General features: G+C 62.5%; 20 protein-coding genes, 2 pseudogenes and 1 other annotated feature. Of the genes and pseudogenes, 14 read left to right on the top strand and 8 right to left on the bottom strand.

All coding sequences use genetic code 11. The features are described from left to right. Positions 1-46 precede the first annotated feature (46 nt). The 8 genes from A3Q40_RS15305 to A3Q40_RS20340 all read left to right on the top strand — a co-directional run bounded on the left by A3Q40_RS15305 (position 47) and on the right by A3Q40_RS20340 (position 8,826). A complete protein-coding gene (locus tag A3Q40_RS15305) occupies positions 47-1,324 on the top strand; it encodes an oligosaccharide flippase family protein (protein ID WP_068103420.1) in 1,278 nt (425 codons plus the stop codon). Continuing rightward, on the top strand, positions 1,324-2,187 hold the full coding sequence (locus A3Q40_RS19910) for a glycosyltransferase family 2 protein (protein ID WP_082833950.1): 864 nt from the start codon (positions 1,324-1,326) through the stop codon (positions 2,185-2,187). Before A3Q40_RS15305 ends, A3Q40_RS19910 begins: the two co-directional genes overlap by 1 nt. Beyond that, positions 2,184-3,227, top strand: coding sequence for a glycosyltransferase family 4 protein (locus A3Q40_RS19905; protein ID WP_082833949.1), 1,044 nt, complete (start codon positions 2,184-2,186; stop codon positions 3,225-3,227). The genes A3Q40_RS19910 and A3Q40_RS19905 overlap by 4 nt, the downstream gene beginning before the upstream one ends. Positions 3,228-3,593: 366 nt before the next feature. Further along, positions 3,594-4,673 (top strand): O-antigen ligase family protein, encoded by a 1,080-nt coding sequence (locus A3Q40_RS20350; RefSeq protein ID WP_162269854.1) that lies wholly within the window; start codon positions 3,594-3,596, stop codon positions 4,671-4,673. Continuing rightward, entirely contained in the window at positions 4,670-5,791 is a 1,122-nt protein-coding gene (locus tag A3Q40_RS21125; RefSeq protein ID WP_082833948.1) for a glycosyltransferase family 4 protein, read from the top strand. The genes A3Q40_RS20350 and A3Q40_RS21125 overlap by 4 nt, the downstream gene beginning before the upstream one ends. Positions 5,792-5,808: 17 nt before the next feature. Beyond that, the gene (locus A3Q40_RS19600) at positions 5,809-7,032 is read left to right on the top strand and encodes a glycosyltransferase family 4 protein (RefSeq protein WP_069972971.1); all 1,224 of its coding nucleotides are present in this window, start codon (positions 5,809-5,811) and stop codon (positions 7,030-7,032) included. A gap of 625 nt (positions 7,033-7,657) precedes the next feature. Then, positions 7,658-8,137, top strand: a complete 480-nt coding sequence (locus tag A3Q40_RS20345; RefSeq protein ID WP_157889618.1) for a glycosyltransferase family 4 protein — start codon at positions 7,658-7,660, stop codon at positions 8,135-8,137. Beyond that, entirely contained in the window at positions 8,134-8,826 is a 693-nt protein-coding gene (locus A3Q40_RS20340) for an acyltransferase (RefSeq protein ID WP_157889617.1), read from the top strand. Before A3Q40_RS20345 ends, A3Q40_RS20340 begins: the two co-directional genes overlap by 4 nt. 14 nt (positions 8,827-8,840) lie before the next feature. Here A3Q40_RS20340 and A3Q40_RS19890 read toward each other — a convergent pair whose 3' ends face one another. Beyond that, positions 8,841-9,944: a glycosyltransferase gene (locus A3Q40_RS19890; protein WP_082833946.1), complete on the bottom strand. Its 1,104-nt coding sequence runs from the start codon at positions 9,942-9,944 to the stop codon at positions 8,841-8,843. A gap of 421 nt (positions 9,945-10,365) precedes the next feature. Between A3Q40_RS19890 and A3Q40_RS19885 the strand changes: the two are divergent. Both A3Q40_RS19885 and A3Q40_RS15275 read left to right on the top strand, forming a co-directional pair. After that, positions 10,366-11,150, top strand: a pseudogene (locus A3Q40_RS19885) (IS3 family transposase); the annotation flags it as partial. After that, positions 10,650-10,781 (top strand) — a sequence feature (AL1L pseudoknot). It overlaps the preceding pseudogene by 132 nt. A gap of 69 nt (positions 11,151-11,219) precedes the next feature. Beyond that, positions 11,220-12,364, top strand: a protein-coding gene (locus A3Q40_RS15275) for an IS3 family transposase (protein WP_371831480.1) whose coding sequence is annotated in 2 segments (ribosomal slippage) — positions 11,220-11,490 and positions 11,490-12,364 — 1,146 coding nt in all. Because the reading frame shifts where the segments join, the coding sequence is not laid out codon by codon here. A 41-nt stretch (positions 12,365-12,405) separates the two neighbouring features. Here the strand turns inward: A3Q40_RS15275 and A3Q40_RS15270 are convergent. The 6 genes and pseudogenes from A3Q40_RS15270 to A3Q40_RS15250 all read right to left on the bottom strand — a co-directional run. Then, positions 12,406-12,567: pseudogene (locus A3Q40_RS15270) on the bottom strand (helix-turn-helix domain-containing protein); the annotation flags it as partial. Between the two features lie 801 nt (positions 12,568-13,368). After that, positions 13,369-13,908, bottom strand: coding sequence for a J domain-containing protein (locus A3Q40_RS19880; RefSeq protein ID WP_082833945.1), 540 nt, complete (start codon positions 13,906-13,908; stop codon positions 13,369-13,371). 148 nt (positions 13,909-14,056) lie between these two features. Then, positions 14,057-16,663: an outer membrane protein assembly factor BamB family protein gene (locus A3Q40_RS15265; protein ID WP_157889615.1), complete on the bottom strand. Its 2,607-nt coding sequence runs from the start codon at positions 16,661-16,663 to the stop codon at positions 14,057-14,059. Further along, a complete protein-coding gene (locus A3Q40_RS15260; protein ID WP_157889614.1) occupies positions 16,660-17,574 on the bottom strand; it encodes a hypothetical protein in 915 nt (304 codons plus the stop codon). The genes A3Q40_RS15265 and A3Q40_RS15260 overlap by 4 nt, the downstream gene beginning before the upstream one ends. After that, positions 17,564-18,097, bottom strand: a complete 534-nt coding sequence (locus A3Q40_RS15255) for a hypothetical protein (protein WP_068103413.1) — start codon at positions 18,095-18,097, stop codon at positions 17,564-17,566. Before A3Q40_RS15255 ends, A3Q40_RS15260 begins: the two co-directional genes overlap by 11 nt. Before the next feature lie 47 nt (positions 18,098-18,144). Then, positions 18,145-18,918, bottom strand: a complete 774-nt coding sequence (locus A3Q40_RS15250; protein ID WP_068103411.1) for a variant leucine-rich repeat-containing protein — start codon at positions 18,916-18,918, stop codon at positions 18,145-18,147. A 725-nt stretch (positions 18,919-19,643) separates the two neighbouring features. On the opposite strand from A3Q40_RS15250, the gene A3Q40_RS20335 reads away from it, so the two are divergent. The 3 genes from A3Q40_RS20335 (at position 19,644) to A3Q40_RS20330 (ending at position 20,420) form a co-directional block, all read left to right on the top strand. Further along, positions 19,644-19,985 (top strand): hypothetical protein, encoded by a 342-nt coding sequence (locus tag A3Q40_RS20335; protein WP_068103409.1) that lies wholly within the window; start codon positions 19,644-19,646, stop codon positions 19,983-19,985. A 20-nt stretch (positions 19,986-20,005) separates the two neighbouring features. Beyond that, positions 20,006-20,131, top strand: a complete 126-nt coding sequence (locus A3Q40_RS21030; protein WP_256365865.1) for a hypothetical protein — start codon at positions 20,006-20,008, stop codon at positions 20,129-20,131. A 142-nt stretch (positions 20,132-20,273) separates the two neighbouring features. Further along, on the top strand, positions 20,274-20,420 hold the full coding sequence (locus A3Q40_RS20330; protein WP_157889613.1) for a hypothetical protein: 147 nt from the start codon (positions 20,274-20,276) through the stop codon (positions 20,418-20,420). Between the two features lie 25 nt (positions 20,421-20,445). On the opposite strand, the gene A3Q40_RS15240 is transcribed toward A3Q40_RS20330, so the two are convergent. Next, entirely contained in the window at positions 20,446-21,138 is a 693-nt protein-coding gene (locus A3Q40_RS15240; protein ID WP_068103407.1) for a GAF and ANTAR domain-containing protein, read from the bottom strand. Between the two features lie 174 nt (positions 21,139-21,312). On the opposite strand from A3Q40_RS15240, the gene A3Q40_RS15235 reads away from it, so the two are divergent. Next, complete coding sequence (locus A3Q40_RS15235; protein WP_068103405.1) at positions 21,313-22,056, top strand: polyprenol monophosphomannose synthase; 744 nt, start codon at positions 21,313-21,315, stop codon at positions 22,054-22,056. Positions 22,057-22,078: the final 22 nt, after the last annotated feature.

The following is a 22,078-nucleotide window of genomic DNA, read 5'->3' as shown; positions in this document are numbered from 1 at the left end:
AGGTCGACGTCTGCAGGTAGGGGGCTCGAAGCGAGGACGCTTGCAGATGGTGTCCGCGCAGCTCACACAGGCTGTGTTGAGGGCGGCGGGGCTCGCTACCTCGGTGCTCGCTATAGCCATCGTGAGCAGGGCCGTCGGGCCGGAGCAATACGCCACCTTGGCAGTCGGGATTACACTCGCTGGCATTCTCTACGCCCTCTCAGATTCTGGCGCTTACCAGATCGGCGTGCGCGAGATGGCGATGGGGGTCCCGAGCAACGCAGGCGCTAGTCAGATCGTCCTCGCTCGCGCTTTCCTCTTGGCTCCATTCTTGATTCTCGCCATCGTCGTTATCGTCGTCCTTTCTGATGTCGGGACGCGAAGCGTCCTACTCATAACTGTTGCTTCCGCTATTCCCTACTTGGGCGTCGCGTTTCGCGCTGTCTCCGAAGCATTCGTCAGACCGGCAATTGTAGGGTTCGTTATCCTCTCCCAAAATCTGGTCTGGCTGGCGGCGGTCGCGGCGTGCGCGACGCTCGGGCTAGATCTGACGTGGTTTGCCGCCTCGCTCTTCTTCGCGGTCTGCTGCCAGGCGCTTTTCGCGTACGTCACCGCCTCAGCTTTGGATCGTCGTGAGTCGCCGCAACCCTCTACGGCACGCGGAACCAAGCTGAATTGGTTCACGCTTGTGCGCCAGAGTGTGCCCCTACTCATAAGCGGCCTTGCGACCACCGCGTACTATCGTGGCCATCAAGTCGTCGTATACGCTCTACTTCCCGCCGTCGCCGCCGGCAGCTACTTGGCCGCGATCCGTGTCGTAGACGCGGCGGCCGCAGTAATCCCCGCAACCATCACATCGGTCATGCTTCCCAGATTGTCGAAGAAATGGGGTTCGGACACCGACGACGCTCGCTCGTACTACAAAACTACTTTAGGCGTCACGGTTCTAATTGCCCTTACGATTGCCATTGCGATCAACCTTCTCAGCGACAGTATAAGCCGAGTCTTGTTGGGAACTTCATTCGAGTCGGGAAGTGTACTAAGGTGGTTATGCTTTTCCCTGCCTGGGATGAGTGTCGGATACATCTCGATGAACGCGCTCATTGCAATCGGTAGCCAGTCGGTCGGTGCAAGGCGGATGTTTTGGAGTTCCTGGTTCGGGTTTGCTATCTGCTCCGGTGCGGCGTGCATCTCTGCGGTATCAGTTGCGATCGCACTCGCAGCCACGGAGGTAATGATCGCGACAGTACTTACCTATACCGCGTTCGCCGAGTTCGATAAGAGCAGGGTACCTGAAGCGGGTTGGAAGTTGAAAGACGAAAGCCACGGGGAGATGCGTTCATAATGACCGAGATCAAACTGGTGTGCGCGTCTTACAACCGAGAGCAAGCGCTACGCAACACCCTTCCAAACAAGCTCGCGATTTCTAGGGTGGCAGAGCTGATCTTCGTCCTGGACGGGTCTACGGACGGGTCAAAAAAATTCCTGGAAGAAGCACGCCTCATAGATGACAGAGTGCGGGTGATTGAACAGCCCAACAGCGGGGTCCAGCGCGCCCGTAACCATGGCGTACAAGCCGCGGGTAAGTGCGATTGGATTCTATTTCTCGACGATGACGACCTGGTACCTTCAAATTTCGCGGAAGAGCTGCTTGCTGCGGCAGAGGAGAACGACGCCGTCATCGCGGGTGCTCCCTGGCTTAACCTTGTTGGGACTAAGACTGATGGTCGCGGATTTACAATAGACGTCGACGAGGATCAGAACGTGAACTTGCGCTCCCACCCGAACGTAATCACGGCGGAGGTGATCCGAACGCCATTCGTCGTCTCCTGCGTTCTCATGCGAACGGATGTTGCACGGGCATATTCTTTCGATTCCACTTTCGGTGGGAATGCGTGGAGAGAAGAAACCGACATGTTTTTGCGAATATGGAGCGACGGTCACACCATAGTTCGGACGCCCAATACGTACGCCTACCTCGACAGGCGGTATCCAGGGGGGCATAGCAAAGCAATAATTCGATACGAATACTGGGTGATGCGAAACGAGCTAGCCTTCTTGAAGCGGCATCAAAAAGTCCTGCGAACATTGCAGCCCGGCTGGAGAGGCGTCTATCGCGAGCTATTTGTGTCGATTGCACCACGGCTGCGAAACCTCCCACGGCTGGTCGCCGTCCGTGCCCGCGACCTCCTGGTGTCCAGAGGATGAAAATCGCTATAGTTGCACCGAGCGTCGACACCCGTGCAGGCGGAGTCGAACGTTTTGCCGGCGACCTCAGCCGCTGCCTATCTGGCACCGGCCACGAGACTCGTATCTTCGCGCCTGTCAAGTCGGTTGCAGGTCTGGCGTTCGCACGGTGGAAGAGGCGACTAGGCATCACGGCCATCGACGACACGGAAAACGTGTCACGACAATTACGGGCTTGGGAACCTGACTTAGTCATATCCAACGGCACGATGGGGTGGGGTTTGAACAAAATTGCCCGCCGAATTCACGTATTTCACGGTACGATGGTCGCCAACGCGCTGGCAACACGTCAGAGCAGACGGTTCAGAGATTGGTGCGTTTCTGGGCTGCTGGGCGGGGGTCTGTGTGAGTTCCTTGCAGGTTGGGGCGCTACAAAGGTAGCAGTCTCGGCAAATGTCGCCAGAGAGATAAATCGATTCTACTTATATCGCAACATTGCTGTCATACCGAATGCGGTGCAGATCACCGGACACAAGCCAGCTGCTCACGTTGAGAAGCGTCAGCCCTCTCCAGTTGTTCTCTTCGCGGGTCGCCGTGAACAGCGGAAAGGCTACGAAGAATCCGTCGATGCTGCCGCAAGATGTGGAATTCGCTTGACTGTTGCAGGACCGGGAGACGATGACCGGACGACCAATCTGGGATTGCTAGACGAGAACGAACTGTTCGAAGCACTGCGAAATGCAGACGCTCTCCTGTTTCCGACGCACTACGAAGGCTGTTCGATCTTACTGCTTGAGGCGCTCGCGGCTGGTTGTCCAGTTGTTACCACAAACGTTGGTTGGGTTCCAGAATTAATCGCGCGTATCCCTGAGTACGATGCCTTGGTGGTTGATAGCGTCGACCCAGAACTGATCGCGGAGAAATTGCGAGTGGTGCTGGCCGATCGCCACGCATACTCGACAGCCTGTGACAATGCGCGCCGCTTCGTTGAGAATGATATGAACATGAGGCGATTCACAATGGACTGGGTCGATGTAATCCGCCGAACTGGTAGAGGGTGACGCACGGTGTCAATCAAAGCTATCAACCGAAGGGTTGATCGACCTCACGTCTTCGCCGTGGTCTGCATCTGTTTTGGCCTACTCGGCCTCGTGTCGCTGAGTCTCGCTTCGACAGCACAGTCGACAGGGTCCGCCTTGGCGTACTCAATTCTACTGCCAGCCTGTGTCATAATTTGCGCTCTTTACCGCCATCCACTCGCCGCGGCCTGTCTGGTCGCATTCCTAGTTCCTTTGAACTATCCGACCACACAAATTCCGTTCTTAGAGACTTCAACCGAACTACTGCTCGTCGTATTTACGCCCCTGTTTCTCCGATCCTGGTTGAGCCAACGGGGCGAGCTAGGCAGGGAGCTCGCCCTGACTTCAATGCTTCTCAGCGGTGGGCTTTTCGCCTTGATCGCTTCCGACTCAGAGCTGGCTGCGTGGGGCTTCATTCGATGGGTTCTGGCGGCCAACTTGCTCCTCGGTCTGATCGCGATTCTGCGTACGGAGCGGGGCACGATTCGAGCCGGCGGTATGGCTGGCGACAGGATCTTCTGGCTGGCGATCTTGAGCGGGGCTCTCATCTGCGCGGTCTTCGGGATACGTCAGCGAGCGGGTGCCATTGTTTTCGTAGGCGCCCCTTACAAGCCGCCGAACATCGATTCTACATTTGGATTTTACTCGAACTACACCGCATACCTTGCTTTTGCGTCCGTGGTGGGAATTCTCCTGCTTGTCGACAAGAAGCTCGGAGTCCGAACACGCACCTATGTCCTGGTAAGCACCTGCGTCGTCGTATCGCAACTTGCGCAGGGTATGTCGCGGGGATCGATTCTCTTTGTGGCCATCGCATTGCTGGTCGCGCTTGCAGTGCTTGCGGTCAAATCGCCCGGCCGAAGTCTGTCACTGCTTGCCATCTCCTCTATAGGGGTTCTAGCGGTTTATTTGTTCACTCCCCCCCGCGTGCTAGAAGAGTTCACCCTGAGGTTCATTCAAGACCAAGGTGGCGATGTTTACCGGTCGTCATTGCAGCGCGCAGGATGGAATTTGCTTGTCGAGAATCCTTTCGGATTGGGGTTTGGCGGTTTTGTAGAAGCGCTGAGATCCGATTCGTCTCGAGCCTACGTCGCACTCGCCCATCCTCACCGATTGTGGACCGAACTCGGGCTGGAACTGGGTTGGATCGGCCTCGTCGCTATATGCGTCCTCATCGGCATTGCACTCGGTCGGTCTCTCCGGACGAGTCTGAAGCAGCTGAATATGTCAGATCTCATAGCGGGCGCTTGTCTTGCGGGGTTCGCGGTCCAGGGCTGGGTCGACTACTTCTTCTTCGAAACGTCGAACTTGGTAGGATTTGTTTTCATCCTTGCGGCGTCACTTGTCGGGCCATTGAAGCGAGTTGCTCCGCGCTCACGGACACGTGACACCAGATCCAACACCCTACGTCAGGGTGTGTTTTCATGAGAATCGCAATTGTTATGCCACATTCGTCCGCGCACCGTGACAGCGGTGACCGGGTCCGGACCGAGACCTTGGTGAATGTGCTTCGATCGGGCGGGCACGAGGTAGCCGTTTTTTATCCACGCTTCAACTCAAGCGAGCAGCCTGCATCGTACGAAGTTGCAGTCGACATCCCGCGCCACAGCTTGACCGCTTGGCGGGTGCATATGCGCTTGGTGTCACTTTTCGACAGATTTGCCATCTTCGAGATGGCTGGTGTCAAGCAGCTGCTCCGCAGCGCGGTCGAACACTACGACCCAGATGTCGTCGACATCCAGCACACCCACCTGTGGTTCGACTGCCGTGTTCCGGTTGTCGTCACCGCGCACAACATCGAGTCTATGTTCAGTGGTCGACGTGGCTGGGCGGGGTGGCGTGCACATCGAGTTCGGGAGCGGGAGGTGGAGGCTCTGTCGAGAGCCGCGGCTACCGTAGTCTTTAGTTCGATCGACGGCCAACGTGCCCGCTCACTCTGCTCTGACGTCGACCCCGTCGTAGTTGTGCTCGGGACCGGTGAGTCTGCATCGCCGCACCGAATTCGTAACTCGATTGATGCCGTCGGGTTTATCGGATCTTTCGACTACCTGCCGAACCGTCAGGCACTCTCTTGGCTACTTGCATGGTGGTCGAGCAGGGGCGTGAGTAACGGGATCGAGAGCCTCATTCTCGTTGGTCGGAGCCTATCTAGAGCAGTCTCCCGGGTGCCTGCGAGTGTGATTACAAGGTCTGACGTCCCGGACGTCGTCCGTAGTTCGGAGGACTTCGACGTACTCATTGTGCCGTTATGGTCGGGCGGAGGTGTGCGAGTAAAAATTATAGAAGCACTCGGGCGTGGCCTGCCCGTGGTGTGTACCCCGTTAGCGTGCGAAGGCATCGAGGTGTCCGACGGTAGAGAAGTTTTGCTCTTCGATTCGGCTGACGAGTTGGACGCTGTTTTAGGGAAACTCAGCTCATCGAACGAACGCGCAAGAATGTCAACTGCTCAGCGCGAAACGTGGAAAGCAAAGTACTCGGCCGACGCGATGGCCGGTCAACTCGTGGATGTTTACCTGAGTGTGTGTTCGGCCGGCACCGGCAACTGAGAAGTTAAGGAAAATCGATGGCATCGAGTAAAAGTGGCGTGCACGGCGCGGCGGGCTCTAGGTCGGCGCGCGTGATGGCGTGCCACCCGAGCGCAGACGCCTACGGCAGTGACCGCATGCTGGCCGAGACCCTGCGACACCTCGCAGACAGCTATCGTGTCCACCTCGTACTTCCTGAGAAGGGCCCACTTGAGCACTACCTACGCAACATAGGGAGCCTCACGTGGTCAGAAAACCCGCGCGTGCTCGTCATCAGGAAGTCGTTACTGGGGATCAGTGGATTGCTGAGGTTGCCGGGCGCGCTGCTTTCGAGCCTTATTTCCGCCTTGAAACAGATCCGTCACGTCGGTCCAGACTTAATATATGTGAATACAATCACTCAGCCATCGTGGATGGTAGCTGCGTGGCTACTTCGAATACCTTGCATTGTCCATGTACGCGAGGCGGAATGGAGTGCGAGATGGGTGGTGCGTCGCGCTCTCTGCCTCCCCCTTCGGTCCGCCCAGTTGGTGCTTGTCAATAGTGCCGACACCGCTCGTTTCATTGCGGTGAATTCATTTGGTAGCGGTGTGGCTTCAAGAACTGAAATTATCCATAATGGCAAGGATTGGTCCGCGCTCAAGCGAATGCAACGCGACACGGCGGCCGTTCTTGGTCAATCGGTCAAAATGAAGACGCTGCTATTGGTGGGGCGACTAAGCCCACGAAAGGGCCAGGACCTGGCTCTGCATGCACTTAGAACATTGCTCAGCCGTGGCTGGGACCTTCGCCTCGTTTTTGTTGGTGATACTTTCGAGGGATACGAATGGTTCGAGGCATCACTGCGCGCGGAGGTCGACGCAAATGCCCTCGGCGACCGCGTGACCTTCGCAGGCTTCCACCTCGATGTGGGCAACTTTTACGCCGAGGCGGACGTGGCCGTGGTGCCGTCGCGAGCCGAGCCATTCGGCACGGTAGCTGTCGAGGCATTGGCCGCTGGTGTGCCCTGTGTCGCGGCCAGAGTCGGAGGATTGACCGAAATCATTCAGGATGGCAAAAACGGGTTGCTTTTCGATGTTGGCGATGCCAACGACCTAGCAGTGAGTATCGAGAAGTTGCTCCGCGGAGAAATCAGCGCCGAAGAGATAGCCGCCCAAGGAGTGCGCGACGCTGACTCACGGTTTTCAGAGGCGGCGTATCGCAAGTCAGTGCTTGATGCGTTCTCGATGGCACTGCACGACCGCGGCGGTTCGCATGTCTAAGGTTGCGATCGCCACGATCTCCGACCCTTTCGCAGAGTCTCATGGGGGAACCATGCGGACGCGGGCGTTTGATAGCGCATTTCAGCAGCTGGGTCTCGCAACGAAGGTTTTCTTTCCCCGCAGTTCAACGCCTTCGCCCCTGACAGGCGGGCCACGCCACGAGTCCCGGATTCGGGGTGTCGCATCTCGTGCGCGTGACTTGAAGAGAAGCCTGATACCTATGCCAACCGCGCTGGGGGCTCGGAATGCAGAGGTGAGTAAGGCAATTTCCGACACGGACCACGTGACGCTTCTACACACTGCGGTTATATCTCAGGCGCCCCTCGCTCGTCGATTTGCCGGTCCCCACTGGCTCGACTTTATGGACCAGTGGAGTTCTTTCGCACAACGGGAAGCAATTGCGCGGGTGGGCCTCTCCCGCAGAACAGCGATGATGCAGTCGGCGTGGTTGAGAGTACAGGAGCGAAAATGGTCAAGCCGCGCCTCACTCGTAACGGCCGCCGGATGGCAGGACTCGGTGTCGATGCGGCGCTCTGGTATTCCGGCATTGTGGCTGCCGACACCAATCTCGGATGAATTGTTTGAGAAGGATTGGGTGGCCGGGACTGGTGGTCGCGTAGCCGGAATGGTCGGAAACTTCAATTACTGGCCAAACCGGGACGCTTACGAAGTTCTGATTGAGTGCTGGCTTCCGGAGATGCGCAGACAGGGATGGTCGCTTAAGGTCTGTGGTATTGGGTCGAACTTGCTGGCGCCTGTAAGCGGAGTAACTCTCATGGGGGAATTACCGGATCTCGACGAATTCTTCGAATCCATAGATATGACGGTCGCGCCGATCCGGCTAGGCGGTGGTGTCAAAGTGAAGGTCATCGAGTCTTTGGCCCGGGGTGTTCCTGTGCTCACATCGGATCGCGGGCTAGAGGGGTTCTCGCCGGAGTTGCGAGGGCTCGCAGTGGCTGCCCCGCTAACTCCGCTTCGCTTAGATTTGTGCGAAATGTTGGAAGCGCAGAGGGACCTAGACCGGTTGCCCCTGGACGACTTCAGGTACTCCACGTTCTCAGCCAAGATCGGTGATCTTTACAGCTCGATAGAAGGAGAAACATGAACGGAGACCTCCTAGTCCGCACGATCGCGCTGGTTCTCATAAGGAAGACTGGACGGGACGTTAAGCTTGATCCAAACCTGTCATCTTTGCAGATCGCAGCCGAAGTATCGCGGCGTTCTGTCGCAATGTTCCGTGGAATGGTAACCCTGTGTGGTCCGGTATTCAGAGGCCGCGGAGTGAGATTACGAGCGCGCCGCAACCTCTCATTCGGCCGAGGTGCGTCCATCGGGGACTTCACCGTAATCGATGCGCGGGCTTCCAGGCCGGTCGAGATTGGTTCTGCTTCCAAGCTTGGTCGCTACGGACTCGTTACCACAACGAGCAGTCTCGCGCTGGTCGGCGTCGGTTTCAAGATGGGGGAGCGGTCAGGAATTGGCGATTTCTTCCACATCGGGTGTTCTGGTGGGGTCGACATCGGCGACGATGTCATCGCAGGACCGTTTCTCACGGTACATTCTCAGGAGCATCGGTATTCGGATGTCTCGACAAAGATTCGCGCGCAGGGCACCGTGGAGAGTTCGGTAACGGTTATGGATGACTGTTGGTTGGGGTCGCGCGTGACCATCCTCGCCGGCACAACTATTCGTGGTCATACTGTGGTGGCGTCTGGGTCAGTTGTGAAGGGCGATTTCCCCCCTAACGTAGTTCTAGGTGGTGTACCTGCCAGGATCCTGAAGACACTGGACTGACCGGCGAAGGCTTGTCATGTTCCGATGATTTCTATCAGTGCTGATTCATAGTCGGCGCAAATTCGATTCCACGTGTATTCGGCGCGCGCCCTGTCTTCGGCACTCCGACTTTTTTCTCTGCGGAGGTCCGGCTTCTGCATCAGCGACCGGATTTTCGATTCGATATCATCTGCCGTCGGGTCCGCGTATATGCCTGTTTCAGCGAGCACCTCTCGGTTGTAGGCGGTGTCTCGAGCTACTGTGGGTGAGCCTAGTGCCATGGCTTGAACTAGAGCGGGATTTGTTCCGCCGACACTGTGGCCGTGATAGTAGACCCCGGCATTCTTCCACAGGGCAAACAATAGATCGTCGTTGGATAGGTGACCTAACCAAGTCACTCTCTCTTTGCGTTCGGAGAGGGATCTGGCCAATTCCTCTATCTCGCCTCCGTAACCGGACGATCCAACGATGACAACCTGGTAATCATTGCTGAGATTCTCAGCCGCTTGTAGAAACTCGACTACGGTGTTTTCGGGAACGAAGCGGGCAACATATAGAATGTATCCGCTTGAAGGCAGATCCAGTGGTGGCTGCATCTGGGGTACGCCGGAGGCGCCGTATGGTATGAATGTACCTTCTCGTAGGAACATTTTGGCCCACTGATCACCAAGTGCTCGCGAGTCATAAACCAGCGCGTCGGCCCAACGAGCAGTCAGTTTGGCGCCGCCCAAAAACACAGCCTTTGCCAACTTATTCCATTTCTCACGCTTCCACTCCATGCCGTCCACGTTTACGAGCGTTGGTACGCCACGTGCAGCCAAAAGGGGAAGCCAATACCCGTTCGCGACATTCAACACCAAAGCGGCATCCGGACGTTCACGGGCACTGGCAACGGTCGACGTGAATCCGTAGGTCAGCGTACTTAACGATTTTGTTTCGAGGCCCATAGTGTGCTTTGCGCGGACACGTGGATCGCCTGTCGTGATTTCAGCGGGGTCTGTTGGGGTCCGCCCGAAGACGGTTACGTCCCACCCTCGGTCTGAGAGAAATGGCGCGAGGTGTCTGACTAACGTTTCGAAACCCCCATAGAAGCTCGGGTAACCCCTCGACCCGATGATGTGAACCGTCTTGTTCCGCAAAGTTCTCCTAGGTGTTTTGCTTCACCGGCCCGGCGGCAAGTAGTTGGTTGGTACCCTACCGCAACGCGGTCGACATGGCTCGTTGATGCCCGTCCGTTTAATGCGCTTTCGAACGCTGACCACGTGCTGTTCAAAAGGCTGTGTTCTTCAAGCATTGGAGGGCTTGTCCGTGGTCCGTAAGAAAGGCGCTGCAGGTGGTCAACCGCCCAGTTGATAGTAGAGTTTGCGGCGGGCGTCACAAGCGGGCGCGGCGCTTTGTTCGCACCGTAGTCGCGGTTGCTTCACGCGGTCGTCGGCTTCGCTGCGCGTTTGTCAACGGTCTCACCAATTCGGCCCCTAGGTTGTAACGGCGAAGCAGCGCCGGCGACTTGAACCGTCCTGGGTCTGGTGGAGACTGTGATCTCACCAGGAGAATGCAGTCATGGCAGCACCGAGGAAGTTCGACGAGGAGACCCGCCAGCGGGCGGTGAGGATGTATCGGGAACGGGTCGCCGAGCACGGTGATTCGAAGCTGGCGGCTCGCAAGCACGTCGGTGCGTTGCTCGATGTCAAACCCGAGACGTTGCGCAATTGGATCGACAGAATTGATCGTGACGATCTGCCCGAAGGGACGTCGACGGTATCCGATCGCGATGCCGAGCTGAAAAAGTTGCAGCGTGAGAATGCCGAATTGCGCAGGGCCAACGAGATTCTCAAGACAGCATCGGCGTTTTTCGCGGCGGCGGAGGTCGACCGCCGACTGCGGTGATCGTCGATTACATCGACGGCTACCGCGACCGATTCGGGGTCGCCCCGATCTGTTCCGTGCTCACCGAGCACGGAACGAAGATCGCCCCGTCCACCTACTACGCCGCCAAGAAGCGCGGCACCGTCTCCGCCGCCGCGTTGGTCGAGGCGTACGCCGCGAACACCGTCCACACGATGTTCGTGGCGAACCGGCGCCTATACGGGGTGCGCAAGATGTGGCACACCATGAAACGTGCCGGTCACGACGTCGGCCGTGATCAGGTCGGCCGGCTTATGAGTATCTGCGGAGCCGTCGGAGTGGTGCGGGGCCGCCGGCGCACGATCACCACCGAACGCGACGACCGGGCGCCGCGGCATCCGGACCTGATCGACCGGCGATGGGCCCTGCCGGACCGCCCGGATCAGTGGTGGGTTGCTGATTTCACCTACTGCTGGACGCTGGCAGGGTTCGTGTACACCGGGACTGCCCCCGGTTCGGTTGACATCTGATCTGTGCGGATCGATCCGCACGGTGGAAGGATGATTCTCGTGCCGAAAGCATTCACTCCGGAGTTCCGAGCCGATGTCGTCGCAGTCGCCCGCAAGGGCGAGGCATCGATCCGTCAGGTCGCGCAGGACTTCGGAATCTCCGAGACCTGCCTGCACCGCTGGCTCAAGCGCGCCGACATCGCCGACGGGGTCCGCCCGGACGACAGTGCGTCGGCCACCGACGAGCTGAAGGAGGCTCGCAAACGTATCCGTCTGCTCGAGCAGGAAGCGGAGGTGATGCGCAGAGCGGTGGCCTACCTCTCGAAGGACATCAACCCAAAATGATGTACCCGCGGGTCCTCGACCTTGCCGCCGACAAGATCCCTGTCACGGTGACCTGCCGGGTGCTCGGATTCTCCACCCAAGCATTCTACAAATGGCGTAAAGACCCGGTATCACAACGTGATTGGGACAATGCGCATCTGATCGACGCCGCCCGCGACATCCATGCCGACGACCCGGCATTCGGGTATCGGTTCATCGCCGACGAACTTCCCGACCGCGGGATCACCGCCGGGGAGAACCGCGTGGCCCGGTTGTGCGCCCAGGAGCGCATCTTCTCGGTGTTCTCCCGCAAGAGAGGACTGACCAGGAAAGCCGGCCCACCTGTCCACGACGACCTGGTGAACAGGGTGTTCGCCGCCGATGCACCGAACACGATCTGGCTCACCGACATCACCGAGCACCGCACCGCCGAAGGCAAGATCTACCTCTGCGCAGTCAAGGACCTGTTCTCCAATCGGATCGTCGGCTACTCGATCGACTCCCGAATGAAAGCCTCCTTGGCGGTCGCCGCACTCGAGGACGCAGTGAACCGGCGGCAACCCACAGCCACCGTGGTGCACTCCGACAGGGGCAGCCAGTTCCGATCCCGAAAATTCGTCCACGCACTGTCGCACAACGGATTACAAGGTTCCATGGGCAGGGTCGGTGCATGCGGGGACAACGCCGCGATGGAGTCGTTCTTCGCCTTGCTGCAGAAGAACGTCCTCGACCGCAGACGCTGGAACACCCGAGAGGAGCTCCGCCTGGCCATCGTCGTCTGGATCGAGAAGAGCTACCACCGCACACGCCGCCAGAGAGCACTCGGGCGGCTCACTCCGATCGAATTTGAGACAATCAATCAGGCCGCTTTCGCAGCCTGAACAAGCTCGACCCCCGCGTCAACCAAATCGGGGGCAGTCCCACCCGCCTCGCCCTCGACGGCGTAACGGTCGATCCAGGTCTTGACGCACTTGCGCGAGACGCCCATGGCGGAGGCGATGTGAGCCTGCGGCCAGCCCTGCTGGTGGCGGGCCACGATCAGCGCTCTGCCGTGGACGGTGGTACGGGCGTTACGGTGGGACACGAGAACCTCCGGGTGGATGTGGGCCTTAGACAAGCCACACCCCACTCGGAGGTTCTCCCTACTTCAAGCCGACACGCCTGCTACCAACGTCATGGCCGGGTACACCTAGAACTGATGCCGGTCATGCTCGGTCTGCGGACCCCACTGCTGATCGCGCGCGAACGCGGCCGGCCCCGGTCGCGCTGGGGTGCCCGCATCGTCAAGGTTCGAAGTGACCGCGGCAGCGCGAGGCTGCAGTGACGCAACCCTTGAGTCACTGCGGTCGGAACGTTCTGGGGCTCCAATGTCGATCGTTTGACTGATAACCAGCGGGATCCGTTCAGAGTTATATGAGCATGTCAGCATAAGTAGTTTCAGGAGAGGGTCTTCGAATGTCGCGTAAAACATCATCCGAGCGCAAGGTGCCTTGCCCGCGTTGTAACGGGTCGGGCGGACACAGTGACATGGGAAACTGGGTCAACTGTTCGGCCTGTGGAGGCTCGGGCCAGAAATAGGCGACTCACCACCCGGTCGACGGCCCGTTTCCGGCGTGCCGCCGACCGGGCTCGCCTTGTTGCCGATTCTTCTGCTGCCAATCGAGCCAACCCAATTTATCTGAGTTCTCGCTCGACCCTCCGCTCGTCGCGTTGCAGTTCCGGCTTGAATTGGACGGACTTGAAACGCGTACGCGCGGCGCAGATTACCCCAAGATCGAACTTTTCGAACCACGCGACCAATTAACGTCACCATTCCTTTTGGCTTCGCGCTTGCGCAGCTGATTTGTCCGAGAACGAGTTCGCATTCTCGCTGAGTAGCGGTCTGTTAGGCGGTGTCTAGCGTCGCCAGGGTGTGAAATTGGTCGTCTCGCACGTCAGCGAGCACTACAATGGTGGAAGCACCGTTGAATTGGCGCGGCAAGTGGAGTTGCACCCCTGTAGTCCACAAGTCTGACGCGCAGATGCCGTCCGGTCCCCCATAATAGCGACGTAGTTGTTCCTCTGTCTTTATCTCGCCGATCTTCGGCACAGAACGGAACGTGGCAATATATGTAACCAGGTAGTTGTATTCGAACGTGGAAGTCGTTTTGAGTAGAAACCGTTTCATGATGCCCTGGTCATTGGGATGTTCTGGGATCCACGCCCCGATTAGAGTCGTCCCCGACTGTGGTTGTGGCGGTGGATTTCGGAAGGTCTTGCCATCTCGGATTGCTTCGTATGCGAGCTGTACCTGAACAAACTTGGTGGCCGCATCCGGACTGCTGTTCACGTCGGGATGGTACGTCCTGACCAGCTTGCGATAGGCGGACCTGGCGTAATCTTCGGTTGAACCAGAAGGGATGCCTAGGACTAAAAACGGGTTCATCGGTACTCCAACATCGAAGGGTTTTGCTGTGCAAAGCCCGGGTGGCGAGTTTCATTTCTCGTGGGGACTGTTTGACGCCGTTTGCTCTCGCTGTTCTGTGTTTCCAGGCCAATAGACTGATCACCATAGACCGGTGACCGCTGCATTTTCACCGACTCGCCGTACTCCCCGCAATCGGGTGGGTGGCGCTGATGAGTTTCGCGAAACAGTGGTCGGCGTCGAGGCCGTTCTGGTCGCACCACCGGTTGGCTCCGGCGGGATCGGAGAACGTGGCGCCGGCGGCCGTCACCCAGAAGTCCGAGAAGCTGAACACGCTCCATTCCCCGGACCACATGAGCTTGACGTTCGGATAGCGCAGACGAAGGTCGAGGTGCTCGGCGAGAGTGGACGAGTTGTTCCAGGTCATCCCGTCGGCCACCAGGCCCGGCTTCTTCGAACTCAGCTGCGGAACCCACCGCTCGCCGAGGTTTCGCAAAATGATGGGCCGGTCCGCGTTCGCGATGGCACGCAAGGCGTCGAAGGCAGCGGTTTCGGACGTACCGGTCACCGGCTCGGCCGGTGCGGAGGCGGTGACCGGCTCGACCGCTGTGCCGAGCTGCGCTCGCGCACCCGAGGAACTTCCGCGATCGCAGTCCACGACGTACCTCGTCCCCGCGGACGTCGACCCCCTGGTCGAGCCTGTGGACGAGTCCGGAGGCAGCCAGAAGGAGCCGACCGGGAAGCGGAACGACTGCTGGACCGAGCTGTTCCCACCTCCGCTCGAACCCGAGCCGGTGGTGTCGGCCCCCGGAATCGCGAGGGGAGCCTCCGACATGTCGAACACCGCGGAGGCCACGTTCGCTCCGCCACGGGTGATCGACAACCGCATCGCGTCGGACGACAGGACGTCACCCGCCGGGCAGGTGGCCCGCACCTCCATGGTCACCACCAACGCGCCGCTGTCGGTGGTCACCTCGGTGGGGGTGACTGTCGGCGGAGTCCCGCACGCCGTCACGTAGGAGTCGGACGAGTCCGAGCTCCCGGCGTCGGCGTCACCGGCCGCGATCGCCCCGGCGGGCGGGCCGGTCGGGTCGAAGCGGTGCAGGACACCGGAACCCACGTACAGGAACCCGTCGCCGACCGGCTCGAGCGTGCCTCCTCGCTCGTCCAAGGGGTACAGGGGAACGCTCCACAGTTCCGAGCCGTCCGCCAACGAGAAGGCCGCCAGCGTCGAACCCGCCGTCGACAGGAACGCGCGACCGTCGGTCGCGTCGACGGTGGCGCCGTAGCGCGGCGCCGTCCACAGGGTGTCGCCCGTCGCCACGTCGAGCGCCTCGGTTACGTCTCCGGACGGCACGATGATCGTCGATCCGATCATCGCCGCTTCGGACGTCTTGTCCGCGAGATCGGGACGGGCCCAGCGGAAGTCACCCGTCACGGGGTCGAGCGCTCCACCGCCGCGATACAGGAACGGTGCGGACGGGTCCGCGTCGGCGACGAAGGCGTAATCGACCGGGAAGTCCTGCGGTGTCGCCGTGGTCAGACCGTCGCTGGAGACGATCGCCGGCGTGAACTCGCCGCTCGACGGGTTGTCGGGACACCGGCTCGCCATGACGGCGCGCCCGCCCATTGGATACGAGTACCCGGTGTTCGAGATGACGAGGTCGCCGTCCGCGGTGTTCGCCACCACCGACGTGCCGGAGTTCTTGACCAGCACGTCACCGACGACGTCGAACGTGTTGCTGTCCCCGCTCCCGGTGACCGAGCAGCGGTCGTCGGGATAGGACCGGGACCACGACGCCGTTGGGTCGTCGACGGTGCCCTTGCTGATGACCGAGGCTTCCGCGTTCTGGTCCCAGCCGCTGACGTAGAGGTCGGATCCGCTCACGTAGACGGCGCCGACGTACGCCGCCACCTCGTGGGTGGAGTCGGCGGCACCGGTCGAGGCGTCGAGAAACTGGACGCTGCTGGACCCGGGAGTCGAGCCCCGGTCGATGCAGGGCAGCCGTCCGTCGAGCGTGGCGTTGGCGCACCCACCGAAGTTGTCGATCACGTGCGTCCACTCGACCGTGCCGTCGGTGGCGTCGACCGCCGCGATGGTCGTCGACCGGGTGGATCCGTCCCGTGCGGCGACGAAGGCTCGCTCGCCGTCGACGATCGCCCCGGGCCGTTCGTAGTCTTGCTCTCCGAACAGAGGGTTGAAGAAGTAGCTGTCGGACCCCGGAACCACCGTGGACGGCTCCAGCGACCAGGCCGCGGTCGGCGCAGTGGGGAACGTTCCCCCGGTAAGGGTGTCCGCGACAGTCGTTGTCTGCGAGCCGAAATCGGGCCGTACGACCACGACGACGGCCGCCGCGAGAGCCACGACGACGGCTGCGACAGCAGCGCTCAGAAGGACGACGCGACGACGTCCCGACCTCGGCGCGCTGCCCGGTTCCGTCGACGACGCGGGTGCGTCGCCCGAACCGGCGAGGGGCGCGGGCGCCGGTTCCTCGGGGGTCAACGGACGGTTGGGCGCAACCGGTGGGGCGGGGGGCGTGTCCGTGGTCGACGACGGGGTCTCCGGCGTGGTGCGCGGCGACTTCGACAGCGACACAACGGGTGTGGTCTGTCGGGGCTTCTCGGCGCGCTTGGTCAGCGGGATTACCGGCCGCTCCTGCGGAGGCGGTGGTGGCGGCGGCGCCGACTGCGAACCGGTGGACGGCGGGGGTCCGAGCGGCGGCGGGGGCGGCGGTCCGGGAGGTGGGGGCGGCGGGGGAGGCGGCGGAGTCGTCATGGCTGGTCCCCTTCAGCAGGGTCGGGCGCGACCGGTGGTCGGTCGAGGTCGGGCGGTGCGGAACAGACGCCGGCGGGCAGAGAGTCACGGTGTCGGCCGAGGACGCGCGCAGCGGCGGTCAGCATGTCCGTGCCGTCGGCGAAGAGGCCCGAATCGGGCGCGGCGGCCAGGGCGACGGCAGTGGTGCCGTGCGGACCGGTGAGCAGACCGAACTGCCGGACCAGGTAGCTGCCGGACTCGTCGGGGCCCCACCCGCCCTTGAACCGAGCGGAGTCCAGCTCGCCCAGCCCCCAGCGTTGGTCGTCGACGACGTCGCCCATCGCCTCGAGCACGCCGCCGGCGCCGTCGAGGCACGGCAGGTGGGCCCCGAATCGTGCCTGCCGGTCGAGGTTCCACTGTGTCTGGCCGACGACGCTGAATCCCGAGCGCAGGCGCGTGCTCGGGACGTCGGTCGCGTCGTCCCCGGCGGACGCGAGAACGGCTTCGACGCTCGTCGCCGCCGCGTCGGAACCGCCGAGTGATTGCCACAGTCGATCGGCAGAGGCGTTGTCGGACTGCGTGATCGCGAGGACGGCGTCGTCGCTCGGTGTGATTCCCGATTGGGCGGCAAGCGCAAGCGGCACCTTGGCGGTCGACCACGCCGGGCCGACGGTCCACGAGCCGAACGCGGTGACGTCGTCGCTGCCCACGGGCGCCACGGCGACGCCGAATGCGCTGTCGCCGAATGCGATCTCCAGGTCGCGGCTCAGGTCGGAGGTCCAGTCGACGATGACGGCCGGTGCGGGCTCGCTGAGCACGACCGGGGGAAGGTCCGGGGTGGGCTCGACGGCGGCCGGCCGGTCCGCGACCGTCGGCACCGTGCACGAGGCGGTGAGCACGACGAGCAGAACCACCCCCGCCCTAGTAGACATGCACCACCGCGTCGTTACCGCCACGGCACGTGACGACGCCGTCGACGGTGCAGTCCATCGGATACCACTGCCGCGTCACCGGGCTCCAAGCGTCGACTCTCCGCGGCTGGCCGGGAGCGCCGCTCCCGGCGTACGCGAGTCGGACCTCCTCGGCGAAGGGGCACGACGTGATCGTGGTGCCGGCCGCGGACGAGGCGTACGCACCGACCGCGCCGTAGACAGGTGGGCAGGGGGTGGCGCCGGCGGGCGGACGCGCGACCGTGGTGGTCGGCGCCGCCGTCGACCGACGCGGAGCGGACACCGAGTACTGCTCGGCCTGCTCCGCGGACGCCTCGGTCGCGATCGGGGGAACGTTCTCGGCGTCGCCGGTGAGCATCGACCGAACACCCCACCCGAGCGCGCCCAGCGCGGCGATGGCCACGACCACCGCCAGAGCCGCGAGACCGGCACGCGCGCCGCCCTCCGGAATGCCACGACCACGCCGCGGCGGTTGCGGCGGCGGGGGCGGAGGCGCGTCGAACACGTGCCACGACGGCGTTGTTGGCGGCGGTGGAGGCGGTGGAGTCCCGGTCATACTCGCGCGGCCAGGGCGCGTTCGACCTCCGGGTCGCCGAGGCCGCGAAGCCACTCGAGCAGTCCCGGATAGCAATTGGGGTTGCCCGCCACCGTGGACCGGAGCGACGGCTCGTGTTCCGCGATCTGCGAGAGCACCGCCTGCGGGGTGGTGGGGTCCGACGCCTGCGCCGCCGTGAAGCGGGACGGAGCGGACGGGGCCGCTGACGTGGGCGCGGGGATGACGATGGTCGGGTCGGTGACCGGCGCCGCCGGAACGCCGGAATCCACGGGCTGCTCGCGGGCGAACACGATGTCGTTCACCGCCCGCTTGGCCGCCTCCACCTTGGCACGCTCCGATTTCGCGGCCGCGGCGAACAGGACGCCTCCGCCGTGGTTGCGGAAGCCGATGCCGAGTTCGTGCGCCGTGTAGAGCCGGAAAGCCCCCAACCCGACCACCAACAGACCGATCACGGAAAGCGCGGGACTCAGCGCAGCCATTCCCGCAGTCAGGTAGAGGCCCATGATGACCCCAAGACCACCCTGGATGAGCTTCGGCGTCGAGAACGACTCCCCGGCATTGATCTGGGAGACGTGACGCAGTGGGCTGGTCTGTTCGTTGTAGCCCCTTGGGATGATGCCGAAGATGGCATTGGGCTGCCGCACGATGACCCGGCGGTCGGTGATGACCATGGTTGTCTTGAACTGCGTCAAGATGATGTTGGGGCTGAACTCTTCCGAGAAGCGCGCTCGCTCCCCGTGGGCGAGCGTGATGTCGGGCACCTGGTTCATGGCCGTCCGTTCTGTGTGTATCGACCGGAGAGTCAGTGTTTCCCGGCGGATCCTCGGCCACTATCGCCCGAACGAACGACACCCACGCACCGGTGGTTGCCGAGACGTCATCCGAACGAATCAATCTGCGGCACCGACACTGTCGCGAGAGCCCGGTCGTGTGACCATCGCTCGTGGCCTCGAACATTCCTGGCATGGGCTCCGTCGGCGCGGGTCGGCCCGAGGCGCTGCGTGCCGGGTGGGCTGGTCGCCCTCCCGTGCAGGTCGAGGCTTTTCTCGAAATCGGGCGCGGGGGCGTCGCAAACCCGGGCGTCAACGCCCACAACTCGCGTCGAACACCGGGATCCCGGAGATCCGACCGACTTCGGGGCATCCGCGCCCGCGAGTATTGCCACACGATCCGTTCGGCATCCGCGGATTCGCGGGTTCTCACCCGATAGTGTGCCGAAACGCGCGCCCCCACCTACCTCCGCGACGATCTCCTCCGCGATACCCGGGCGTGACGACTGCGCCGACCGATAGTGGATTCTGAGCCCCGCTTTCCGGGGCCCACATTCCACGATCCGAGGCCGGGTGACGCCAGAACACCCCCGCCGACCTTGCGCCCATGTCCCCGAACAACTTTCGTGCGCCCACGTCATTCACACCCACCCCACCACCCGGGTTGACTGAACCCATCGGGGGAGCGGCATCCGGCCGCCCCGGGTCGAGGGGGGAGAGATCAGATGGTGGGTTCGGCGATCGTGGCGGCCACGGCGATCACGGCGGCGCTGGCGGGCGGGGGACTTCCTTTCGCACCCGATATTCAGGGCGTCGTGGAGTCCGCCGAGGTGCAGGTGGACGAGTGCTCGCAGGCCGTGTTGTCCAACGGCATCGGTGCGGCCGGTCTGGGGGCGGCGATCGGGGCGTCCGGTGGGTGGGTCGGGACGGCGGTCGGTGCCGTGCTCGGCGGTGCCGGCGGGGTGGCGGCGGGTGTCGTCACCGAGTGCCCTCGCGAGATCGAGGGACGGCCCGTGCCCGCGCCCGACGAGCCGCGGGTGGGTCACAAGCGCAACTCGCACAAGTGACGCGGAGCCGGCATCTGTTCGTGGCCGTCTTGTTCGCCGCCGCGGCGTCGGTGGGGTTCCTCACCGGCGCCGGGGCGGTGGCGTCGTGGTGCTTCGTCGGCGCGTCCGTCGTGTTCGTGATCCGCGGGGCGCGAACGCAGGAGTGACCGGTGGGGCGTCAGCGACCCCTGTGGCAGCGAACCGCCCGCCCTTGTAACGATTCTGTCCGAACACCGAAGAACAACCAGGGAACGGCGTCGGAAACGGTATCTTTCCCCGAAACGGAGACATTCACCCCAGGAGTACGAGATGCGGCGCCCTCACATCGGCCTTCACGCGGCCCTTCTTCGTCGCTACCCGCTGAGCCCGTGGCTGCACCTGCTGCCCGGCAAGCCGGCGGAGCCGACGCGCGCGCTGACCCCGCTGGCTACCCCGAGCACCACCGAAGCGGCCTGAGCCGAAGCAGCCTGAGCCGACGCGGCTACTGCAGCCGCGACTCCACCACCTGCTCCGCCAGGGTGACCACCGGGGTGTTGGTGTCCTGGGACAGCTTGCGCAGCATCTCGAACGCCTGCACGGCGTCCACCTTGTACTCGGCCATGATCATGCCCTTGGCCTGACCGATCACGTCCCGCCGAGCGATCGCGCTGGCGAACCCGCCGAACTGCTTGCTCGCATGCAGAGCCAGGGCGGCATGGGTGGCGTAGACCAGGCCGATCTCGGCGGACTCGGTGTCGAACGCCCCGACCTCGTCCGAGAAGAGGTTCAGCGCACCCTGTGAGCCCTGGTGGGTGAACAGCTGGAAGGACATCGACGACCGTGCGGGCGTCTCCACGACCACCCGCGCCGAGAAGTCCGGCCAGCGCGGGTCGGTCTCGATCTCGTCCACCCGCACCATCGGCTGCTCCCACGCCGCTTCGAGGCACGGCCCCTGGTCCGTCTCCTTCTGCAGCCGGTCGAGCGTGTTCATCAGCGGATCCGTCGGCGCGAGCGTCCGGAACGTCTTGTCCTTGCTGACGAGCAGCACGCCGGCGTACTGCGCGCCCGGCACGTGCTCGATGGCGCCGGCGGTGATGGCCTCGAGGACGCGGTCGGTGCCGCCCTCCTCGCCGACGGCGCTCGCGTGCATCTGCCGTGCCGTCTCGGCGATGGCGCGATGGACGTCGATCGTCATGGTGCTCCTCGTGCGTGCCTGAAAAGTGCGTGCCCGGCCGGGTGATCCCCGGTGGTCATCTCACCATGCTCTCTTCGGCACGGCGCCGAGAACCGGACGAGCCCGCGCCGCGCCGAAGAGCGTGCCGTATGTCCGGTTCTTGCGATTCGCGAGCCGATCGATCACCATTCCACGGTGTCGGAAGCCCCCACAGACCCCCGCATCACCGTCGTGGTCCCCACGTACAACGAGCGCGAGAACCTCCCCAAGCTCGTCGGCATGCTCACCGACCTGCAACTGCCCAGCTTGGGAGTGCTCGTCGTCGACGACGGATCGCCCGACGGCACCGGTGACGTGGCGGAGCAGCTGAGCCGCGAGGCGGCCATTCCGGTGAGTGTTCTCCATCGCACCACCAAGGACGGACTGGGCCGCGCCTACGTCGCCGGCATCGTCCGCGCACTGGACGAGGGCGCCGACATCGTCGTCCAGATGGACGCCGACCTCTCCCACCCCTGCGAGGCCATCCCGCGCATGGTCGCGGAACTGCGACGCACCGATGCGGCCGTCGTCCTCGGCTCCCGCTACGTCCACGGCGGCGCCGTCGCCGAGGACTGGCCGTGGCATCGCAAGGCCCTGTCGAAATTCGCCAATCTCTACGTCAACGCCATCCTGCGGTTGAAGGTGCGCGACGCGACGGCCGGCTTCAAGGCCTGGCGCGCGTCGACCCTGCGGACCATCGACGTGGCGTCCGTCGGCAGCAACGGCTATGCCTTCCAGGTGGAGATGAACTATCGCGTCATCAAGCATGGACTGCGCATCGCCGAGGTACCCATCCGCTTCGAAGAACGTGTCGACGGCACGTCGAAGATGAGCCTGGCCGTGCAACTCGAGTCGGCCGCCGTTCCGTGGCGGTTGCTGCGCTCGGGCATCGGCAAGTAGTCGGGCCCGACCGGAGGGAGCA

Origin of the sequence: Rhodococcus sp. PBTS 1, from assembly GCF_001620025.1 — a bacterium.
Lineage (GTDB): Bacteria > Actinomycetota > Actinomycetes > Mycobacteriales > Mycobacteriaceae > Rhodococcoides > Rhodococcoides kroppenstedtii.
This window is presented reverse-complemented; position numbering and strand designations above follow the sequence as displayed.

Excerpts from the sequence above, each read along its gene's own strand:
- A3Q40_RS15305 (WP_068103420.1), top strand. The coding sequence starts at position 47 with ATGGTGTCCGCGCAGCTCACACAGGCTGTGTTGAGGGCGGCGGGGCTC.
- A3Q40_RS19910 (WP_082833950.1), top strand. The coding sequence starts at position 1,324 with ATGACCGAGATCAAACTGGTGTGCGCGTCTTACAACCGAGAGCAAGCG.
- A3Q40_RS19905 (WP_082833949.1), top strand. The coding sequence starts at position 2,184 with ATGAAAATCGCTATAGTTGCACCGAGCGTCGACACCCGTGCAGGCGGA.
- A3Q40_RS20350 (WP_162269854.1), top strand. The coding sequence starts at position 3,594 with ATGCTTCTCAGCGGTGGGCTTTTCGCCTTGATCGCTTCCGACTCAGAG.
- A3Q40_RS21125 (WP_082833948.1), top strand. The coding sequence starts at position 4,670 with ATGAGAATCGCAATTGTTATGCCACATTCGTCCGCGCACCGTGACAGC.
- A3Q40_RS19600 (WP_069972971.1), top strand. The coding sequence starts at position 5,809 with ATGGCATCGAGTAAAAGTGGCGTGCACGGCGCGGCGGGCTCTAGGTCG.
- A3Q40_RS20345 (WP_157889618.1), top strand. The coding sequence starts at position 7,658 with ATGGTCGGAAACTTCAATTACTGGCCAAACCGGGACGCTTACGAAGTT.
- A3Q40_RS20340 (WP_157889617.1), top strand. The coding sequence starts at position 8,134 with ATGAACGGAGACCTCCTAGTCCGCACGATCGCGCTGGTTCTCATAAGG.
- A3Q40_RS19880 (WP_082833945.1), bottom strand. The coding sequence starts at position 13,908 with ATGAACCCGTTTTTAGTCCTAGGCATCCCTTCTGGTTCAACCGAAGAT.
- A3Q40_RS15265 (WP_157889615.1), bottom strand. The coding sequence starts at position 16,663 with ATGACGACTCCGCCGCCTCCCCCGCCGCCCCCACCTCCCGGACCGCCG.
- A3Q40_RS15260 (WP_157889614.1), bottom strand. The coding sequence starts at position 17,574 with ATGTCTACTAGGGCGGGGGTGGTTCTGCTCGTCGTGCTCACCGCCTCG.
- A3Q40_RS15250 (WP_068103411.1), bottom strand. The coding sequence starts at position 18,918 with ATGAACCAGGTGCCCGACATCACGCTCGCCCACGGGGAGCGAGCGCGC.
- A3Q40_RS20335 (WP_068103409.1), top strand. The coding sequence starts at position 19,644 with ATGGTGGGTTCGGCGATCGTGGCGGCCACGGCGATCACGGCGGCGCTG.
- A3Q40_RS20330 (WP_157889613.1), top strand. The coding sequence starts at position 20,274 with ATGCGGCGCCCTCACATCGGCCTTCACGCGGCCCTTCTTCGTCGCTAC.
- A3Q40_RS15240 (WP_068103407.1), bottom strand. The coding sequence starts at position 21,138 with ATGACGATCGACGTCCATCGCGCCATCGCCGAGACGGCACGGCAGATG.